Annotated in this window: 15 protein-coding genes; 10 read left to right on the plus strand and 5 right to left on the minus strand. The window is 72.3% G+C overall.

Going from position 1 to position 19,507, the window contains the following annotated elements; genetic code table 11:
• The first annotated feature begins 9 nt into the window (after positions 1 to 9).
• The 5 genes from AB0M79_RS30235 to AB0M79_RS30255 all read left to right on the plus strand — a co-directional run bounded on the left by AB0M79_RS30235 (position 10) and on the right by AB0M79_RS30255 (position 6,681).
• Positions 10 to 1,008, plus strand: coding sequence for a MoxR family ATPase (locus AB0M79_RS30235; RefSeq protein ID WP_364220221.1), 999 nt, complete (start codon positions 10 to 12; stop codon positions 1,006 to 1,008).
• A gap of 7 nt (positions 1,009 to 1,015) precedes the next feature.
• Positions 1,016 to 2,299, plus strand: a complete 1,284-nt coding sequence (locus AB0M79_RS30240; RefSeq protein WP_364220224.1) for a DUF58 domain-containing protein — start codon at positions 1,016 to 1,018, stop codon at positions 2,297 to 2,299.
• Complete coding sequence (locus AB0M79_RS30245) at positions 2,293 to 4,704, plus strand: transglutaminaseTgpA domain-containing protein (protein ID WP_364220227.1); 2,412 nt, start codon at positions 2,293 to 2,295, stop codon at positions 4,702 to 4,704. Before AB0M79_RS30240 ends, AB0M79_RS30245 begins: the two co-directional genes overlap by 7 nt.
• Before the next feature lie 301 nt (positions 4,705 to 5,005).
• Positions 5,006 to 5,776 (plus strand): WYL domain-containing protein, encoded by a 771-nt coding sequence (locus AB0M79_RS30250; RefSeq protein ID WP_364220230.1) that lies wholly within the window; start codon positions 5,006 to 5,008, stop codon positions 5,774 to 5,776.
• Positions 5,776 to 6,681, plus strand: coding sequence for a crosslink repair DNA glycosylase YcaQ family protein (locus tag AB0M79_RS30255; RefSeq protein ID WP_364220233.1), 906 nt, complete (start codon positions 5,776 to 5,778; stop codon positions 6,679 to 6,681). The genes AB0M79_RS30250 and AB0M79_RS30255 overlap by 1 nt, the downstream gene beginning before the upstream one ends.
• Positions 6,682 to 6,693: 12 nt before the next feature.
• Here the strand turns inward: AB0M79_RS30255 and AB0M79_RS30260 are convergent, their stop codons facing one another.
• From AB0M79_RS30260 to AB0M79_RS30270, 3 genes are all read right to left on the minus strand, one after another.
• Positions 6,694 to 7,218, minus strand: a complete 525-nt coding sequence (locus tag AB0M79_RS30260; protein WP_364220236.1) for an aminoglycoside nucleotidyltransferase — start codon at positions 7,216 to 7,218, stop codon at positions 6,694 to 6,696.
• 35 nt (positions 7,219 to 7,253) lie between these two features.
• A complete protein-coding gene (locus AB0M79_RS30265) occupies positions 7,254 to 7,754 on the minus strand; it encodes a DUF4265 domain-containing protein (RefSeq protein WP_364220239.1) in 501 nt (166 codons plus the stop codon).
• Between the two features lie 96 nt (positions 7,755 to 7,850).
• Positions 7,851 to 8,759: an aminoglycoside phosphotransferase family protein gene (locus tag AB0M79_RS30270; protein WP_364220242.1), complete on the minus strand. Its 909-nt coding sequence runs from the start codon at positions 8,757 to 8,759 to the stop codon at positions 7,851 to 7,853.
• Between the two features lie 130 nt (positions 8,760 to 8,889).
• Here AB0M79_RS30270 and AB0M79_RS30275 point away from each other — a divergent pair, with 130 nt between their 5' ends.
• From AB0M79_RS30275 to AB0M79_RS30290, 4 genes are all read left to right on the plus strand, one after another.
• Entirely contained in the window at positions 8,890 to 10,077 is a 1,188-nt protein-coding gene (locus AB0M79_RS30275) for a GNAT family N-acetyltransferase (RefSeq protein ID WP_364220245.1), read from the plus strand.
• Positions 10,077 to 10,949: a sugar phosphate isomerase/epimerase family protein gene (locus AB0M79_RS30280; protein WP_364220248.1), complete on the plus strand. Its 873-nt coding sequence runs from the start codon at positions 10,077 to 10,079 to the stop codon at positions 10,947 to 10,949. Before AB0M79_RS30275 ends, AB0M79_RS30280 begins: the two co-directional genes overlap by 1 nt.
• A 36-nt stretch (positions 10,950 to 10,985) precedes the next feature.
• A complete protein-coding gene (locus AB0M79_RS30285) occupies positions 10,986 to 11,657 on the plus strand; it encodes a DUF3159 domain-containing protein (RefSeq protein ID WP_357541807.1) in 672 nt (223 codons plus the stop codon).
• A 201-nt stretch (positions 11,658 to 11,858) separates the two neighbouring features.
• The gene (locus AB0M79_RS30290; RefSeq protein WP_364220252.1) at positions 11,859 to 13,511 is read left to right on the plus strand and encodes a hypothetical protein; all 1,653 of its coding nucleotides are present in this window, start codon (positions 11,859 to 11,861) and stop codon (positions 13,509 to 13,511) included.
• 453 nt (positions 13,512 to 13,964) lie between these two features.
• On the opposite strand, the gene AB0M79_RS30295 is transcribed toward AB0M79_RS30290, so the two are convergent.
• Positions 13,965 to 16,880, minus strand: coding sequence for a glycoside hydrolase family 48 protein (locus AB0M79_RS30295; RefSeq protein ID WP_364220255.1), 2,916 nt, complete (start codon positions 16,878 to 16,880; stop codon positions 13,965 to 13,967).
• Between the two features lie 669 nt (positions 16,881 to 17,549).
• On the opposite strand from AB0M79_RS30295, the gene AB0M79_RS30300 reads away from it, so the two are divergent.
• Complete coding sequence (locus AB0M79_RS30300; protein WP_364220258.1) at positions 17,550 to 18,935, plus strand: GH1 family beta-glucosidase; 1,386 nt, start codon at positions 17,550 to 17,552, stop codon at positions 18,933 to 18,935.
• Between the two features lie 154 nt (positions 18,936 to 19,089).
• Here the strand turns inward: AB0M79_RS30300 and AB0M79_RS30305 are convergent, their stop codons facing one another.
• Positions 19,090 to 19,503, minus strand: coding sequence for a roadblock/LC7 domain-containing protein (locus AB0M79_RS30305; protein WP_357541885.1), 414 nt, complete (start codon positions 19,501 to 19,503; stop codon positions 19,090 to 19,092).
• Positions 19,504 to 19,507: the final 4 nt, after the last annotated feature.

The raw sequence follows: 19,507 nt of genomic DNA on the forward strand, positions 1-19,507 counted from the left end.
AGCACCACCGTGCCGCCCACCCCGCAGCCGCTCGCACCGCACGAGGTGCAGGGCTTCGCCGCCCTCGCCACCCGGCTCGCCGGCAACGTCGGCTCGGTGGTGCTCGGCAAGCCCGACGTCGTACGGCTGGCGCTGACCGCGTTGTTCGCCCAGGGGCACGTGCTGCTGGAGGACGTACCCGGGGTCGGCAAGACCACCCTGGCCCGCGCGGTCGCCGCCAGCGTGCACGGGCAGTGGCGGCGGATCCAGTTCACCCCCGACCTGCTGCCGTCCGACGTCACCGGCGTCACGATCTTCAACCAGGGCACCCGGGGCTTCGAGTTCCACCCCGGCCCGGTCTTCGCCAACATCGTCATCGCCGACGAGATCAACCGGGCGTCGCCGAAGACCCAGTCGGCGCTGCTGGAGGTGATGGAGGAGCGGACCGTCACCGTCGACGGCGTACGGCACCCGGTACCGCGCCCGTTCCTGGTCGTCGCGACCCAGAACCCGGTCGAGATGGACGGCACCTACCGGCTGCCGGAGGCCCAGCTCGACCGGTTCCTGGTCAAACTGTCCGTCGGCTACCCCGACGAGGCCGTCGAGATCGAGGTCCTGCGCGGTGCCACGACCCGCTCCCCCGAGGCGCTGGAACCGGTCACCGACACGACCACCGTCGGCGAGATGATCCGGATGGCGCAGCGGGTCCACATCGCCGACCCGCTCTACGCCTACGCCGTACGGCTGGCCGCCGCGACCCGTGACCACCCGCGCGTACGGGTCGGGGTCAGCCCCCGTGGCGTCATCGCGCTGACCCGCGCCGCCTGCGCGTACGCGCTCGTCGACGGGCGCGGCTACGTGCTGCCCGAAGACCTCAAGGCGCTGCTCGGCCCGGTCTTCGCCCATCGCATCCTGCTGTCGGCCGACGCCCAGCTCCACGGCGGCACCGCCACCGAAATCCTCGACGACGTGGTCCGGTCGGTGCCGGTACCGCTGCCGGCCGGGCAACTCGCCGCCAGCGGCACCTGACCCGCCGATGAGGTTGACGTCACGGGGGGTGGCGCTGCTGTGCGCCGCCGCCGTCCTGCTGGCCGCCGGCTTCCGGTTCGGATACCCCGAACTGGCCCTGCTCGGCACCTGCGCCGCCGTCGCCGTGGTGTGCGCGCTCGGCTACGCCGCCGGACGCCCCCGGCTCGGGGTCACCCGGGTCGCCGAACCGGACCGGGTCGCCCGCGGCGAGCCGGCGACGATGACGCTCACCGTCCGCAACGCCGGCCGGCTGCGGCGGGCCAGCCTGGTCGCCGAGGACCGGTGCGGAAACCAGCCGGTCGCCGTGCCGCTGCTGCGGCTACGTCCCGGCCACGACACCACGGTCAGCTATCCGGTGCCGACGCACCGCCGCGGCGTGATCCCGGTCGGTCCGCTGCGGGTCACCGGCCGCGACGTGCTCGGCCTGGTCCGGTTCTCGCGCCGGCACGGCCCGGTCACCGACGTCTGGGTGCACCCGCGCGTCCACCCGCTGTCGGCGGTCCCGGCCGGTGTCGCCCGCAGTCTCGACGGCCAGATCGACCGGGTGCCGCACGGCTCGATCACCTTCGACTCGCTGCGCGAGTACGTCGTCGGCGACGAGCTGCGCCGCGTGCACTGGCGCACCAGCGCCCGCGTCGGTGAGCTGATGGTCCGCGAACACGTCGACACCAGCCTGCCGACGATCGTCGTCCTGCTCGACAACCGAGCGGTCGCCCACCCGGTCGTCGACGGGTCCGCCGCCACGTTCGAGTCGGCGTGCGAGGCGGCCGCGTCCGTCGTCGCCGCCGCTACCCGGGAGGGCCTCACCGTCAGCCTGCTGCTGGTCGTCCCCGACAGCGGGCAGGGCGGTTACCTCGACCGGCTCACCGAAGCCGACCTGCGCCACGGCAACCCGGGCGACAGCACCTCACGCGGCGGCACGCGCAGCGGCCTCTCACCCGGCGGCGGCTCACGCGGCGGCCGGAGCGGCGACGACCCGCTGCGTACCGCGACCGACCGGCTGCGGCAGCAGCGGCTCGGCGACACCCTGGTCTTCCTGACCGGGCCGGGCGGCCGCGCCGACCTGGGCCGGCTCGGCGCGCTGCACGGGGCGTACCCGTCGGTGGTCGTCGCCGTCTTCGACCCGGCCGGGCAGCCGCCCACCGTTGGCCACGTCGAGCCGGCCGGCCCGGCCGGACCAGGTGGCCGGCCGACCGGCGGCACCGGCGGCGGCTCCGCCGGTGTGGTCGTCATCGACGTCGCGGACGGCGCCCGGTTCGCCGCCGCCTGGAACGGGGTGGACCGATGGTGAGGTGGTCCCGTGACCTGCCGGTCGCCGTCACCCTGATCGCGATGATCGGCCTCGCCGGCGAGGCCCTCGGCCGCATCTACGCCGGCCCCCTGCTGACCCAGTTGATCTGGGGCGCCGCCGCCGGCTCGGTCGCGGTCGGCGTCGCCGCCCGGCGGCTGCCGTCCTGGCTCGTCGCCCCGTTGTCGGTGGCGGCGATGACCGGCTACACCCTGCTCGCCCTTCGCCTGGCCGCCGGCCGCGCCGACCTGCCCGACCCGCTCGGCGTCCTCGTCGCCGACGCGGTCCGCAACGGGATACCGCGCCTGCTCACCTCGATGATCCCGGTCGAGGCGATCCCCGACACGGTGATCGTGCCGCTGGTCGCGGCGTGGCTGACCGGGCTGGCCGGCACCGAGGTGGCGCTACGGGCGGCCCGGCCCCTGCTCGGCTACCTGCCGCCGACGCTGCTCTACGCCGGGGCCGTCTACGTCGTCGGCCCGAACGCCGACCAGGCCCGCTGGCTCACCCTCGCCTTCGCCGCCGCCGCCGTCGTCGGGCTGGCGGTCACCGGGCGTCCGGCCGTCTCCACCCCCGGCCGGACCGGGCCGCCCGCCGCCTCGGCGCCGTACGGCCCGGCACAGCCCGTCGCGGCCACCGGCGACGACACCCCGGCGCGAACCCGGGCCGCGACCAGGGCCCGGGCCGTCGCCGGCAGCGCGGCCGGTGCCGCCGTCGTCGTCGCGCTCGCCGCCGCGGTCGCACCGGTCGTCGCCACCCGGGTCGGCGGCACCCCGGTCGACCCGCGCCGCTACGTGCAGCCGCCACAGGTCGACAGCCTCGACGAGAATCCCCTGATCCGGATCTCCGGCTGGGCACTCGAACCAGAACAACTGCTGTTCGACGTGACCACCCTCGACAATGGCGGCGCCGGACCGGCCACGGACGGCGCCGCGGCCGACCCCGACCAGCCGACCCCCGACGAGGGCACCGACGACGCCGGGCCGGCCGGGGCACCGACCCGGATCCGGCTCGCCGTACTGTCCGACTACGACGGCGTCACCTGGCGCGTCGGCGCCACCTACCGCAACGCCGGCCGCATCCTGCCACCACCGACCCCCAACCCGGACACGACCGTCGACACCGTCCGCCAGGAGATCACCGTCGCCGACCTGACCGGCCGGCTGCTGCCCGCCGTACCGACCCCGCGGCAGGTCGACGGCGCCCGCATCGCCTACGACCAGGACACCGGCACCCTGATCCACCCCGACGGCCTCACCCCCGGCCTGCGATACACCGTCACCTCGGCCCGGGAACGCCCCGACGCCAACCTGCTGTCGACCGCCGACGTACCGGCCGGGCCGGCCGTGGCCCGCGTGCTGCGGGTCGGCGACGGCACACCCGACCGGATGCGGCGCCTCGCCGACCAGCTCGCGACCGACAACGGCGCCCCCTACGACCGGGCGCTGGCCATCGAGGAGTTCCTCTCCACCCACTACCGGCTCGACGCCGACGCCCCCAGCGGCCACGCCTACCCCAACCTGGAGTTCTTCCTCTTCGGTCCGCGCAACGCCGGCGGGCAGCGCGGCACCTCCGAGCAGTTCGCGGCGTCGTTCGCCGTACTGGGCCGGCTGACCGGCCTGCCCACCCGGGTCGTCGTCGGGTTCCGCAGCGCCACCGGCACCGGTCCGGTCCGCGGCGGCGACGCCTACGCCTGGCCCGAGGTCTACTTCACCGGGCCGGGCTGGGTCGCCTTCGACCCGCTCCCCCGCCCCGACACCCAGCCCCGCCCGGTCGAGCAGGACTTCCGGCCCCCGCCGCAGGAGCCGACCCCGCCGCCGACCGAGGAGCCGGAACCGACCGACACACCCGGCGCCGAACCGAGCACCGAGGCGGCGGCCGACCGGCCACGTCCGGGCGGCCTGTCCGGCCCGCTGCTCGCGTCCGGCGGCGCCGGCCTGCTCGTCGTGCTGGCGGCCGGCCTGGCGGCACTGGTCGTCCTGCTGCGCCGGGCCCAGCGGCGACGCCGGCTCGCCGACGGCCCGCCCCCGCAACGGATCGCCGGCGCCTGGCGGGAGGTGACCGACGCGCTGCGCCTCGCCGGCCGGCCCGCCCCGCCGCACCTGGCCGCCACCGAGGTCGCGGCCCACGCCGCCGCGGCGGCCACCCCGCCGCCCGTACCGGACCCGCCGGACACGGCCGCGGACCCGGCCGCCGCGGGGAAGATACGACCCCCGCTGCCGCCACTGGACGACCTCGCGAACCTGGTGAACCGGGCCGCGTTCGCGCCCGAGGCCGCCAGCGACGACGACGCCCGCCGGGCCGCCGACCGGGCGACCGCGTACACGGACACGCTCCGCGCGCGGCAGTCCTGGTGGCGGCGACTGCTGTGGTCGCTGCACCCCGGCCCACTGCGCTGGCGACGGTAGGCCAGTCCACCGTACGGGCGTCACGGACCGCGTCCACCCTGCGGACCAGCCATTGAGCTGGAAGGGTCGGCGTGACGTCACCGACAGTGCGCCCGCTCGACGGGCGGGCGGATGGCCGTCGGCTCACCGGTCCGTCGACGACAGGAGACCGCCATGGCTCGCACCGCCGCCACGCCACCTCCACACGGACGCTTCGGACGACGCATCGAGCGCCCCGACGGCCTCGACTTCCCGTTCTACAACGGCCTGCCCACCCTGGTCCCCGGCCGGCGCTGGACCGCGGTGGTCGCCGCCGGTCGTCGTGGGCTTCGCCGCGCTGGTGCTCAGCGAAGACGAGGCCGCTGCCGTGGTCATGGGACTCAAGGAGGTCGCCTCCGGCATCCACCCCACATCTGCGGAGGCCGCTGTCGGCGCGATGGCGAAGATCGTGCAGGTGCTTCCGGTGCGCATCCGTCGTCGCGTCCACAGCTTGCGAAGCGTTGCCACACCTCGGGTTGATCGTCAACGTACGAACATCGCCGATGTCGCGTCGCTGACCACCGTCGCCTTGGCCTGCCGCGACCATGAGGCGCTGAGTTTCACCTACCAGGCACGAGACGGCTCGATTTCCGAGCGAACCGTCCACCCGCACCGAACCGTCAGCGTGGACTACCGCCTCTACCTCATCGCCTGGGACCTCGACCGATCAGACTGGCGCACCTTCCGCATCGATCGGATCGACAACCCGATCCGAAGTGGCATGAAGTTCGCCCAGCGCCAGCTTCCCGAATCCGATCCCGTCGAGTACGTGTACCGCGAGATCAGATCGATGCCCGCGAAGTACCCGGTCCACGCGACAGTTCAGGCTCCGCCCGGTCGGGTCAAGCAGGAGGTCGCGCAATACGGCAGCGTCGAACCCATCGACGACACCTCATGCGAGGTCTACATCCCCACAGAGTCACTCGACTGGGCCGCCTTCTGCCTCGCAGCCATCGGAGCCCCCTTCGTCGTCCACGGCCCACCCGAAGCCATCGACTACATGCGCGGCTGGGGACAGCGACTCCTCGCCGCCACCGAACGTGGAGCGTCCTGATGCGGAAGGGTGCCATCCCCATCGTGCGGTTGGTGACGGATGAAGAGCGTCCTGCGCGGCTGGGCGTCAGGCATGCCCTGGCACAGTCGGTTCGGGTGCAGTCACCCGAAGATGCTGCTCGTGCGGTCGTGTGCCTGCACGCGACCGATCCACCGAGCGTGCATCTCTCCTGCTGGGCACGCGCCGAGCAAATCAGCGTCGAGGACGTTGAACGAGCGCTATACGACACGCGCTCCCTGGTCAGGCAGCAAGCCATGCGCGAAACGCTCTTCGTGTTTCCCCCGCGATCTGATCCCAGCCGCCTGGGGAAGCGCCTCCGCGCGCTTCGCCGCGGCCAACCGCACCCGATTCGTCAAAGACCTGGAACGCTGGGGCTCCGTACCGGACGGGGAAGGCGCGGCCTGGTTGCAGGCCGCGGAGGTCGCCGTCCTGGACCACCTCGCCGACGGCGTGCCGCGATCCTCGGCACCAAGGCCGCGGTTCGAACCGCGCTCGAAGACCTCGGAGCACAAGGCGTGACCCTGGAGGACGGCTCGATCGGCTGGCTGCGAAAGGACGACCTCGATCCGGTCACCGCCCCCGAATCCTGGGTTGCGCTCCTGCCGCTGCTCGACCCTACCGTGATGGGCTGGAAAGGGCGGGACTTCTTTCTCGGCCCGCACGCACCCCAGTTGTTCGACAGCGCAGGCAACGCCGGAACGACCGTGTGGGTCGACAGGCGTGTGGCGGGTGCCTGGATACAGGACGCCGATGGCGTGGTGCAGCTGAGACTTCTCGAAGAAGTCACCCCGCCGGCTCACAAATCGTTGCGATCCGAAGCGCGGAGGCTCACCGAGTGGCTGGACGGCCAGCGGGTGTTCACCGTCTACCCGTCACCGGCCATGCAATCACGCTCAGGCAGCTGACAGCGCCGCAAGCTACCGGAACGCTTCCGGCAGGTCGATCCCGAACCGCGCGCACAGCAACGGCACGTCGTGCCGATCCACATCCCGCGGCGGATAGCCCGTGTGCCAGCGCACCGCCCACCCGGCGGCCTCACACCACACCGGTACCCCCGCGATCAGGCCCCGGCCCGCGAGGGCCTCGGCGGGAAACAGCAGACCGTCGACCACCGGGCCGTAGTGCAGCGTCCCCTCCGCAACCGGCTCATACAGGTGCAGGTCCACCCGCAGCCGCACGCCGTCATGCAGGACGAAGTTCCACGGCCGGTCACCCGGCCACGGAAGGATCCGATCCAGCCCGGTCCCGGCGAACGCAACGAAAAGTCGCTCCAGATGGGTGGCCGGCAACCACACGTCAAGGTCGGAATGCTCCCGGGTCTGTTCTCCCAGCAGCGCGTCGACGGCCCAACCGCCGCCCACGCACACCTCGACCCCGTGGTCCGCGAGCCGGTCCAGCAACGCGACGGCTTCCGCCGCGTCCATCACGTACGTGCCTGCCATCCGCCGTCCTCCCGGCTCACGATCGATGCCATCCGCTACGCGACCCGCCAACGGTCGGTGGCACATCCCACCTCGAAATGCCACCAGCCGTTCGACACACCCACCGTGAGCACCTGCTTGATCCCGGCGAGATCGGCGTCATCGGGCACGTCGAAGGCGACGAGGGGCAGCGCCTGGCTGAAGACCTCGCCGCCCAGACCGAATCGCTCGAACTCCGCGTGCACTGCAGACGCGTTCGGGCCGAGAGGCCCGCCCGGCACCGGTAGGACACGGACCACGCAGTGCCCGGACGCCCGGACCAGGTCCCGGGCCCAGTGCACGCCTTCTGCGTCGGTCACGAACCGGACGACGTCACCTTGCGCGATCCCGTTCTGCAGGAACGGCACGTTGTCCACCCGGGCCGTGTCCAGGCCGAGCACGGTCGCCCACAGGCCCTCGGTGTCGTACGGCAGCCAGCCCTCGCGCGGCACGAACCGGAACCAGACCTTGATCTGGTCGCCCGTTCGCCGCGGGTGGGCATCGGCAGGAGTCGCCATGACGGGCATCATCCCCCGGGCACGGAACCGCATGCTGTCGCGGCCCAACGCCGGCCGGCTCCGCCGGACGGCTGCACAACGCGGGTCCGGCCCGCGCTAGCCGCGGCGGTCGTGGTCGGCGAGGACCTCGCCGATCACCCGCTCGTTGGCGGCGGCCCGTTCCGGGTCGGTGCCGAGCGAGTCGGCCATGACCAGCAGTGCCTTCCACAGTGCCCAGCCACGGGCCCGCGCCCACGTGCCGTCGTCCAGGTCGACCACCGCCCGGAACGCCTCGCGGCTGTCGCCCGCGAACATCGTCCAGGCGATCACCAGGTCGCAGGCCGGGTCGCCGACGCCGGAGGTGCCGAAGTCGATGACCGCCGCCAGTTTCCCGTCGGCGACCAGCAGGTTTCCCGGGGCGATGTCGCCGTGGAACCACACCGGTACCGCGTCGAACCGGCTCGTGACGGCGGCCTCCCAGACGGCGGCGGCCCGGGCGGTGTCGACGTGCCCGGCGAGCGCGGTCAGGCAGCGGCGGGTCTGGTCGTCGTACTGGGCCGGTGTGGCTCCCCGCCAGAAGCTGTGCTCGCCGGCGGCCGGGCCGCCCGTGGTGTCACAGCGGTGCAGGGCCCGGACGAACCCGGCGACCGAGGCGGCGAACTGTGGAATGTCGTCGATGTGTGCCCGGTCGACCGTCTCGCCGGGCAGCCAGCCGCGCACCGACCACGGGAAGGGGTAGCCCTCACCCGGCTCGCCCATGGCCAGCACCGGCGGTACGGCGACCGGCAGCGCCGGCGCCAGCCTCGGAAGCCACTCGTTCTCCTTGGCCACCCCGGGCACGTACCCGGCGGCGGTCGGCAGCCGTACGGTCATGTCGTCGCCGAGCCGGTAGGTCCGGTTGTCCCAGCCGTCGACCTCCACCGGCACCAACGGCAGGTCGCTCCACTGTGGAAACTGTGCGGCGATCAGGCGCCGCACGAGCGCGGCGTCGATTCCGGCACGACCGTCGGGGCCAGGTGAAGCCATGCCGTGATCCTCACCCCGCGACGGCGTCCCGGCCAACACGTTTTCCCCCGTGGCGGCCCGCCCCGCGGGTGGCGATCCCACCCGGGTAGCCTCGCGGCATGACTGTGCCGATCATGACCGGCCCGGCCTGATGCGCATCCGCCGGGTAGACGCCGAGGAACGGCTGACCACCGCCTTTCCCTTGGCCGCGTACGCCTTCGAGTCCTCGCCGCCCGCCGCCGACCGGCTCGACCGGGCCCGCCGGTACGCGCCGTACAACGAGGACAGCGTCAACCTGATCGCCGAGGTCGACGGGCGTACGGTCGCCGCGGTGGCCGGCATCCCGATGCGGCAGAACGTGCGTGGGGTCGTACACCGCATGGCCGGGGTGGCGGCGGTCGTCACCGATCCGCCGGCCCGCCGGCAGGGTCACGCCCGCGTCCTGCTGACCCGGCTGCTCGGCGACATGCGCGACGACGGGCACGCGGTAAGTGCCCTCTATCCCTTTCGACCGTCTTTCTACGAAAAGTTTGGCTACGCCGGGATGCCGCGCGCCCGCCGGACGACGTTCGCGCCGGCCGACCTCGCCGGGTTGCAGCGCGCCGACCTGCCCGGCGATGTCGACTGGGGCCCGGTCGCCGACCGCTACGACGACTTCCGCGACCTGACGCTGCGGCTGCTCGGCCAACGGCACGGGTTCGCGGTGTTTCCGGAGCGGCGCGGGCACGTGCTGCGCGACCTGGAACCGCGCTGGCTGGCCACCGCCCGCGTCGACGGCGAGGTCGTCGGCGCGCTGACGTACCGGATCGAGGGCTACGGCGGTGAACTGGTCGGCGACGACCTGCTGGTGACCGGGCCGCTGGGTCGAGCCCTGCTGTTGCGGTTCCTGGCCCGGCACGTCGACCAGGTGTCGCGGGCCAGCGTGCTCGTCGGCGCCGACGACGTACCCGAACTGTGGGTGACCGACCTCGCGGCCCGCACCGAGGCGGACGTCAACTTCCCGCGCCGGGGTGGGCCGATGGCCCGCGTGCTGTCGCTGGAGGCGCTCGCCGGGGTGCCCGCCGGCCCGGGCCGGGTCGCGGTCGAGGTCGTCGACGACCCGTTCGTCGCCGGCCGGTACGTGCTCGACGGCGGCTCGGGTCGACTGGAGGTGACCCGCGGCGACGGGCCGGCCCCGGCGGCCACGCTGACCGTCGCGGGCCTGTCCGGCCTGTTCTACGGCGTCCTCGACCCGGTCGAGGCCCGGCTGCGCGGCCTGGGCACCGTGCCCGACGACGCGGCCGCACAGCTACGGCTGCTGTTCCCCCGCCAGATCCCCTACCTCTTCGCGGACTTCTGATGACTGGTTACCCGATCGGCGTCAACACCTGGGTGTGGGTGTCGCCGTTGACCGACGACGCGCTCACCCGGCTGGTGCCACGGATCAGCGACTGGGGGTTTGACGTCGTCGAGTTGCCGATGATGTCGACCGGCGACTGGGATCCGGCGTACGCCGCCGACCTGCTCGCCGCCCACGGGCTGGGCGCGACCATCTGTGCCGGGCTGCTGCCCGACCACGACCTGCTGACCGACGACGCCGAGGTGCTGGGGCGTACCGGTGACTTCGTCCGCGGCTGTGTGCGGGCGGCGGCGACGGTCGGCGCCGCCGTGGTCGCCGGGCCGCTGTACTCCCCGGCGGGCCGGCGGTGGCCGCTGTCCGCTGACGGCCGCCGTGACACGCTGGCCCGGCTGGTCGCGCGGCTGCGACCGCTGGCCGGCTACGCCGCCGAGCACGGGGTGACGCTCGGGCTCGAACCGCTCAACCGGTTCGACAGCAGCCTGCTGAACACCGTCGAGCAGACCCTGGAGGTCGTCGACGGCGTCGACGGGCTGGGCATCGCCCTGGACACCTTCCACGTCAACATCGAGGAACGCGACGTCGCCGCCGCGTTCCGGGCCGCCGGCGACCGCCTGGTCCACGTCCAGGTCTGCGCCAACGACCGGGGTACGCCCGGCGCCGACCACTTCGACTGGCCGGCGATCCTCGGCGCGCTGGAGGACGTCGGGTACGCCGGTCCGTTGTGCATCGAGTCGTTCACGGCGGCGGGCCTGGAGGTGCCGATGTCGGTGTGGCGGCCGCTGGCGGCGAGCCGGGACGCAGTGGCGGTCGACGGGTTGTCGTTCCTGCGGGCACTGATGACCAAGGACACCTCGACCGCGGCAGCACCCTAGGTTAGGCTCGCCTAACGCATTGCCGTGGGAGGTGTGATGACGGCGCCGGGCGCGGACGACCGCGAATCCCTCGCCGACCTGCTCGGCGGTCGCCGGGGCGCGATCGACGCCACCCTGCCGCCGGTCGCGTTCGGTGTCGGCTGGCTGCTGACCGGCCAGTCGATCATCGGCGGTGTCGTCGCCGCGCTGGTCGTCGCGCTGGTGGTGGCCGGCTGGCGGCTGCGCCGTGGTGACCGGCCCCGCTCGGTGCTCGTCGGCCTGCTCGCCGTCTGCGTCGCCGCGCTGATCGCCCTGCGCACCGGCCGGGCCACCGATTTCTTCCTGCTGCAACTGGTGTCCAACGCGGCCAGCGCGCTGGCCTGGATCGTCAGCATCGTGGTGCGCTGGCCGCTGCTCGGTGTCGTGGTCGGCACCGTCCTCGGGCAGCGGACCCGGTGGCGGCGCGATCCGGCCCTGCTGCGGGCATACAGCCGGGGCAGTTGGGTGTGGGTCGGCCAGTACGTGATCCGGCTGCTCGTCTTCCTGCCGCTCTACTTCGCCGACCAGGTCGTCGCGCTGACCGCCGCCCGGGCGGCGCTGACCTGGCCGCTGGTCGCCGCCTGCCTGGCGGTCAGCTGGTGGGTGATCCGCCGCTCGCTGCCGGCCGACCACCCGGGCCTGCGGCATCCGCTCGAACCGGGCAAGACGACCGCCAATTCATCGCAATAGCGGAAATACAATTCCGTACCGGCTTTTAGTCGGATAACGGGATATGCCCAGCCAGCGGAGCCGGTCCCGGCGAAGGACCTTCGGCGGCCGGACGGACGCGTATGGTAAATGCTTCCCAATACGGCGAAAGATCGATTGCAGAGGATCTGTCGCGCTGCAACGGGAAACATGAAATAGGTCTCCGCCGCTAGGATCTGCAACATGGCGACTAGCCACACGGCCTCCGTCGACCTTGCACCGCCGGAGCCCCCGAGCCACCGCCGCGGCGGCCAGCCCTCGCTCGCCGACCGGGTCGCCTGGCTGCTGCGCAGCAACCGCCTGCTCGACCCCCACCAGCGGTGGACCCGCGCCAAGTCGTTCGCCGCCGCCTTCCACGGCGGCTCGTGGCCGAGCCACACCACCGAGAGCCGGATCTCCCGCTGGGAAACCGCCGCCGTACGCCCCACCCACCGGGCCGTGACGCGCTACGAGGAACTGCTCGACCTGCCGGCCGGCACCCTGACCGCCGTCATCGACACCCTGCACCGCTACGCCGCCCCACCCGGGCACGGGGCGCCGGCGCTGGCCCGGCACCTGCCCGCCGCCGACGAGGCCGCCGGCCGCATCGACGACCTGCTCGACCGGGCCCTGTCCACGGCGATCATGACCGGCCGGCAGTGGGACGAACTGTCCGCGCTGGTCTCCGCCGCGCCCAGCCTGATCATCAGCCCGCGCAGCGCCCGCGCCGCGCTCACCGAGCGGCTGCTCACCGAGATGATCGTCGCCCACGGCCTGTCGTGGCAGCAGCGCTTCGAGGCGTTCAACCGCCTCATCGCCCACCCCTCGTGCCAGCGGGCGGCCGTCGCGGCCTGCGCCGGACTCGGCGCCGACCGGGAGAACCAGGTCTTCATCGAGACGATCGGTGCCCTCGACGGCAGCCCGCACCCCGACGCCAGCCGGCACGTGCTCGCCCAACTCCACCAGCCCACCAACGACCGGGCGTTCCTCGGTGCCCTGCTGGCCTGCGTACGCAAGATCCGCTTCGGGCACTTCACCGCGGACCAGCTCACCGACCTGACCGCGCTGATCGTCGAACTCGTCCGCGAACCCGCGCACCGCGCCGAGGCCCAGCCGCTGGCCGCCGCGCTGCTGCGGCACGCCCCGCAGCTGCACCGGCCCGGGATGCAGGCGGCGCTGCGCCGCGCCGCGGCCGCCGACCGCACCGTCGGCGAGGCCGTCGCCACCGGCCAGCTCGCCGCGCCGCACACCGCCCGCGCCGTGGTGACCCGCGTCGTCAACACGACCACCGCCACCCTGCCGCACGACCCGGCCAACGACATGTTCCCCACCCTGGTCCGGGAACTGCTGTTCCACCCGCTGTCCGACATCCGCCTCTACACCGCGATGCTGATCGCCGCGACCCCCTACCGGGAGCCGCTGGCCCGGGCGTTGGCCGACGAACTCGCCGGCATCCGCGCACCCGAACGCCTGGAGCTCAACGGCTGCATCATCGCGGCGCTGCGTGCCCTCGGCGGCGCCGAGCAGCGTCCGCTGGTCGAACGGATCACCGTCGGCAGCGGGATTCCCGGGCCGCTGGTCGTCCTGGCCACCCACGCGATCGGGCACCTCGGCGGGCACAGCGACGACCGCTACTGGGCCGCCGCGGTCGACCACCACAACCGCCTGTGGCGACGGCACCGCGACCCGCTGCACGAGTCGGCGCTGCGCGGCCTGGTCTACGGACTCGGCATCGCCCGCCGGCAGGCCCTGCTCAGCCGGCTGCGGGACGACCCCGCCGCACCGCAGCCGGCCCGTGGCGCCGCCGCCTGGTGGCTCCGGCTACCGCAACACGTGACGGCCAGCGCCGTCCACTAGACCTCGGTCCGTCTCCTCTGGGGGGATTGAGACGGATCGCCGACCATGCCGTTACGGCAGACGGCATGGTCACCGGAGGCGGGTGGGTGCCCGCTCTACGCACCGGACGGGCACCCATCCGCCCCAACAACCGGCGGGCGCACAAAAAGGACCGGCCAATCAACCACGGGGGGAGTTGATCGGCCGGTCAGCCGGAGTCTAGCGCTCCGACACTGATCGTGCTGCCCGCACGACGCGCCAATGTCCACAGTGTTCCACATCGGACTCCCCGACTTGCGAAATCGTCAGATCTGTTGCATGACTGATGATCACCAATATCGGGCGGCAACCGCCGGGGAAAATCCCGCCATGGTCGCCCGGCAACGACGCCCGCCCCGGGTACGTACCCGGGGCGGGCGGTGTGCCGGTGCGGTGCGGGCCGGATGATCCCACCCGGCCCGCACCGCCGGTGGTTCAGCCGTTCGGGAACAGGTGCCCGAAGTCGGCGTAGGCCATGGCGATGTCCGCCTGGGCCCAGAACCGGTGGTAGTTGAAGACCGGGGCCGGTCCGCCGTCCAGGTAGGCCTGAACCTTCGGCCAGTCCGGGTCGTCCTTGTAGAACGAGCGGATGTCGAGGAAGCTCTTGCCCGGCGCGATGACGTCACCGTTGGGCATGGTGCCCGTCCAGCCCTGCGGGATGTAGAGCCCCTGGCCGGTCGACGGGTTGTAGACGTCGTCGAAGCGGTTGAAGTGCTCCTGCCGCTCGGGCACCGAGACACCCTGCGCGTCGGCGTTGGCGTTCAGGCCGTCGAGCAGGCCCTTGGCCGCGTTCTTCGCGCCGACGTGGCCGGACTTGGCCGCGTACCACATCAGGGTGCGGGCGTACGCGGCGGTGACGCCGACGTCCTTGCTGTGCGAGACGACCTCGACGTGCAGGTTGCTGTTCGGCTGCGGGTTGACCGGGTTCCAGATCGCGGGGGCGCCGGTCCACTCCATCGTCGCCGGGATGGAGTAGTCGCCGCCGGTGCCGATCGTGGTCTCCGACAGGGCCCACGGCACCCACTTGTCCAGCACCGTCTTGGCCCGCGCGTTGCCGGTCAGGTAGTACAGCTCGGCGACCCGCTGCAGCGACCAGACCTGCATGCCGAACCAGTTGTTGCTCGGCGGGTCGTGGTAGACCGGCTTGGGGTCGTAGAACATGCCGTAGAAGGTCGGGGTGCCCGCCGGCGGCTGGCTGTAGCTGCCCTGCCAGCTGTTGGTGGCACCGCCGGCGATGCCGCCCTCGGCGGACTGGAGCCACTGGTACAGCTCCATCTGCCGCTCCAGGCTCTTGGTCCAGTCGGCGTTGGCGGTCGTCGACCTCGGCCGCAGTTCCGGCATGGCGGTCAGCGCGTACGCGGCCATCGGGTTCTGGTAGCCCATGTGGTTGTGGCTGGAACCGATCCGCCACGACCAGCCGGCGTTCGGGTCGGTGGCGCCGCCCCACGCGTAGTACCAGGACATCAGGTAGTGCGCCGAGTCGCGGCCGGTGCCCGCCGGGCACTGGGTGGCCCCGACGCAGTTGCCGATCCGCTTGAAGTACTTGTCGAACATCGCGTACCGCAGGTAGTCGCCCATCTTTGCGGCCTTGGCCACGGTCTGGGCGATCTCGGCCTCGCGGCCCTGCTCCTTGGCCCAGGTCTGGGCCCAGTACGCGGCCTGGATGGCGCGCGCGTCGGCGTCCGGGGCGTTGGTGTACTTCCACTGCCGGGCGGGCGGGTTGCTCTCCCGGGTGAACAGGTCGAGGTAGCCGTGCGTGCCGCCGTGGGCGAAGGTGTCGCAGGACGGCTGCGGCACGGTCTCCCACACCGACTCCTGCGGCCCGCGCTGGAAGGTGTTGATGTACGCCGGGCGGGTGGTGCCGTCGCCGCAGCGGCCGAAGCCGTACACGTTGTCGACGTCGAGCAGCCAGTGCATGCCGTAGATGCTGCCGGTGCCGTACGTGGTCTGCAGTTCGGACCGCAGCGGGTCCTGGCCGACGGACACGTTCGGCTGCAGCTGCGACGGGTACTGGCTGGGCAGGTCGTACTCGGCGGCGTACTGCGGGGTGCCGGCGACGCCGGCGGTCGGCTGGTCGGCGTTCGACGGGATGATGTACTTCTCCGTCACCGTCCAGGCGTTGTTGAACGGCGCCCAGTTCTGGGTGACCCGGCCGTACTGCGCCTCCAGCCAGATCCAGAAGCTGAACGCCTCGGACGTGGTCTCGTGGCCGTGGTCCGGCGCCTCGACGATGATCGTCTCGATCGAGTGGTACGGCACGCCCTCGGGGCTGAAGTAGCCCGAGTTCTTGATCTTGCCGTACTGCTCCAGGAACCGCTGGATGTAGACGTTGTTCCCGCCGCCGGTGTCGTTGTCGATCTCGGTGGCGACGATCGCCAGCGGCGCGAGGCCGGTGGCCGACGCGGTGATGGTCGCGGTGCCGCTGACCGTGTCGGCGTCCTCGGCGGCGGCCACGGTCACGTTGACCCCGGTGCTCCAGTTGCTCGGGGTGAGGGTGACCGAGGTCGGCGAGACGGTGATGTCCTGGTCACCGGTACGCGTCAGCGTCACCACCCGGTTGCTCGTCGGCGCCGCCGACAGCTTCAGGTTCACCGTGGAGGTGCCGCCCTCGTTGACGCTCACCGACGACGGGGTCGCGATCAGCACCGGGCCGGAGCTGGGGGTGACGGTGAACGCCCGCTCCGCGGTCGCGGTCGCGTTGGCGTTGTCGTACGCCTTGGCCTGCACGGTGTAGCTGCCGGCCGGCAGGTCCTCCATCGTGTAGCCGTACGGGGCGGTGGTGTCGGTGTTGACCAGCAGGCCGTTGCGGTAGAACTCGACCTTGCTGATGGTGCCGTCGGGGTCGCTGGCGGTGGCGGTCAGCGGCACGTCGGCGGGGGCGACGAACGGGCCGGCCGGCACGCTGAGCGAGACCGTCGGCGCCTGGTTGGGTACGGACCCGTTGCAGACGGTGCCGTTGAGGGTGAACGACGTCGGCTTCGGGTTGTTGCCGGTGTGGGTGCCGTTGAAGCCGAAGTCGACCGTGCCACCGGTGGGGATGCTGGCGTTCCAGGCCGCGTTGACCGCGGTCACCTGGCTGCCGTTCTGGGTGACGGTGGACGACCAGCTCTGGGTGACCCGCTGGCCGGAGTTGGGGAACGTCCAGCCGAGGGTCCAGCCGTTGTTGATCGGGTCGCCGAGGTTCTTGATGGTGACGTTGGCGGTGAATCCGCTGTTCCAGTCGTTGGTCGCGTAGACCACGTCGCAGGAGGTGGCGGCGTGGGCGGCGCCCACCGGCAGGGTCACCCCGGCCGCCACGAGCACGCCGGCGGCGACCATTGCCACCCGACGGCGTCTTGCGGTGACTTTCATGAATGTCTCCTCGCGGAACCGGGCCGGGGCGCGACGGCCACCGGCCGGGCGCCTCCGGCGCGACGGTCGTCGCGCGGGACGGAAGGCGCGGGGGAACGTTGCGAGCGACCCGGCCCGGACCGGGGGTTGACCGGCGGTCCCGGTCGGTGGGGCGGCCGTTCGGAAGCCCGATGCCCTCGGCGGCCCACGGTCGCGCGTGGTGGCTCACCCACCCGCGACAGTTCGAGAGTGTTCCATGGGAGCGCTCCCGAATCAACCGCGGGAAGGGGCTTTCCGGACTTTGTTTCGATTCCATTTTGGGGCTTTCACAAAGCCGTAACGCGGACTACAGTCCTGAACCATCGCCGATGGGAGCGCTTCCATCGATGAACATGCAAGTCGTGTCATGTGCCCTCGTACGTGACCCGACCCCTGCGCAAGCAAGGGCCGACGGCGGGCCAGCCCGGACTCCGCCGCCGGCCGCCCCACGGAACATCGGAAGGGAGGTGGGATCACCAGCCACTCGCGTGGCCCGGCTCCCGCGCGGCACGCACGACCTGGACGCCAACCCGCTCGTGCGTGTGTGTAACCGATGGTGGGGGCGGGGATTGCCCTCCCCGCCCCCACGCTAACCCCCGATTGTTACGACGAGCATCGGGGATCCCCGATCACCCAGAGGAGACCCGAAACATGTCCGTTCCCAGCCGGCGGCAGCCGCTGCACCACGCCACGCCGCCCGCGGACGCCGAAGCACCGCTCGGCCTGCGCTTCCCCGACGACTTCGTCTGGGGGGCCGCCACGTCGGCCTACCAGATCGAAGGCGCCACCAAGGAGGACGGCCGCGGCGAGTCGGTCTGGGACACCTTCAGCCACACCCCCGGCCGGATCAAGGGCGGGGACACCGGCGACGTGGCCGCCGACCACTACCACCGGTACGCCGACGACCTCGACCTGATGCGCGACCTCGGCCTGCACAGCTACCGCTTCTCCATCGCCTGGCCCCGCGTCCAGGCCGACGGCGCCGGCGCCCCCAACCAGCGCGGCCTGGACTTCTACCGCCGCCTGGTCGCCGGGCTCCTCGACCGCGGCATCGCCCCGATGGCGACCCTCTTCCACTGGGACCTGCCGCAGGCGCTCCAGGACGCCGGCGGCTGGGAGTCCCGCGACACCGCCCTCCGCTTCGCCGAGTACGCCGACGCCGTCTTCGCCGCCCTCGGCGACGACGTACCGGTCTGGCTGACCATCAACGAGCCGAAGACCGTGGTGCAGAACGGCTACCTCGAAGGCCACCACGCACCCGGCCGGCAGGACCCCGACGCCGCCCACCTCGTCGCCCACCACCTGCAGCTCGCGCACGGCATGGCCGTACAGGCACTGCGCGCCCGCGGCGGGCCGGGCCGCATCGGCCCGGCCTTCAACCTGCACCCCTGCTATCCCGCCGACGGCAGCGCGGCCGCCGCCGCGGCCACCACCCTGTACGACGGCTACGAGAACCGGTTCTACCTCGACTCGGTCTTCACCGGCCGCTACCCCGCCGACGTCCTCGACGACCTCGGCCCGGACAGCCGGCTGGTCAGGGGCATCCGCGACGGCGACCTCGACATCATCTCGACCCCGGTCGACCTGCTCGCCGTGCAGTACTACACGCCGATCTACGTCACCGCGGACGGCGGCACCGTGACCAGGTGGCCGACCTCGCAGGCGGACTGGCAGCAGATCTACCCCGACGGCCTGTACGACATCCTCACCCGGGTCACCCGCGACTACGGCCCGATGCCGATCTCCATCACCGAGAACGGCCTGCCCACTCCCGACCCGCTCGGCGCCGACGACACCGTCGACGACGCCGGCCGCGTCGCCTTCCTGCGCGACCACATCGCCGCCGCCCACCGGGCGATCGCCGACGGCGTACCGCTGGAGAGCTTCCACGTCTGGTCCCTGATGGACAACTTCGAGTGGGCCGAGGGCTACGACCAGCGCTGGGGACTCATCCACGTCGACTACCCGACCCAGCGCCGGATTCTCAAGCGCAGCGCCCACTGGTACCGCCGGGTCATCGCCGACAACGCGGTGTAGGTAATCGCGCGGAGCCTCCGGACGGCCGCTCCGTGACACCTGGACAGCCAGCTAGCCCGGCCTGGTCAACCGGGCTAGCTGGCTTTTATCCAGCCTGCTGCGGCTCGGCGCGGCAGCGCCTGATGCGGCTCGGCGCGGCAGCGCCGGCCGCGATTCAGCGCGGGAGCGCCTGCTGCAGTTCGGCGCGCAGCGCCGGGGTGAGCTTCTCGCCGGCCTGCTTGGCCAGCCGGGCCATCTCGTAGCCGATCACCCCGACGTCGGCGTCACCGGACGCGAGCGTCGCCAGGATCGAACCGTCCCGGATGTTCATCACCAGGAAGTAGCCCCGCCCCATCTCCACGACGGTCTGCTTGACGATGTCGCCGTCGAACATCTGCGCCGCGCCCGTGGTGATGCTCATCAACCCCGAGGTCACCGCGGCGAGCTTGTCGGCGTGGTCGCGGGGCAGGTGGTCGGAGACCGCCACCAGCAGCCCGTCGGAGGAGACCACCACCGCGTGCAGGACCCCGGGTACCTTCTCGGCGAACCCGCTGACCAGCCAACTCAGGTCGCGTGCATCTTGGCTCAGCGTG

This window comes from Polymorphospora sp. NPDC051019, from assembly GCF_040683055.1.
In the GTDB taxonomy this organism is placed as follows: Bacteria; Actinomycetota; Actinomycetes; order Mycobacteriales; family Micromonosporaceae; genus Polymorphospora; species Polymorphospora lycopeni.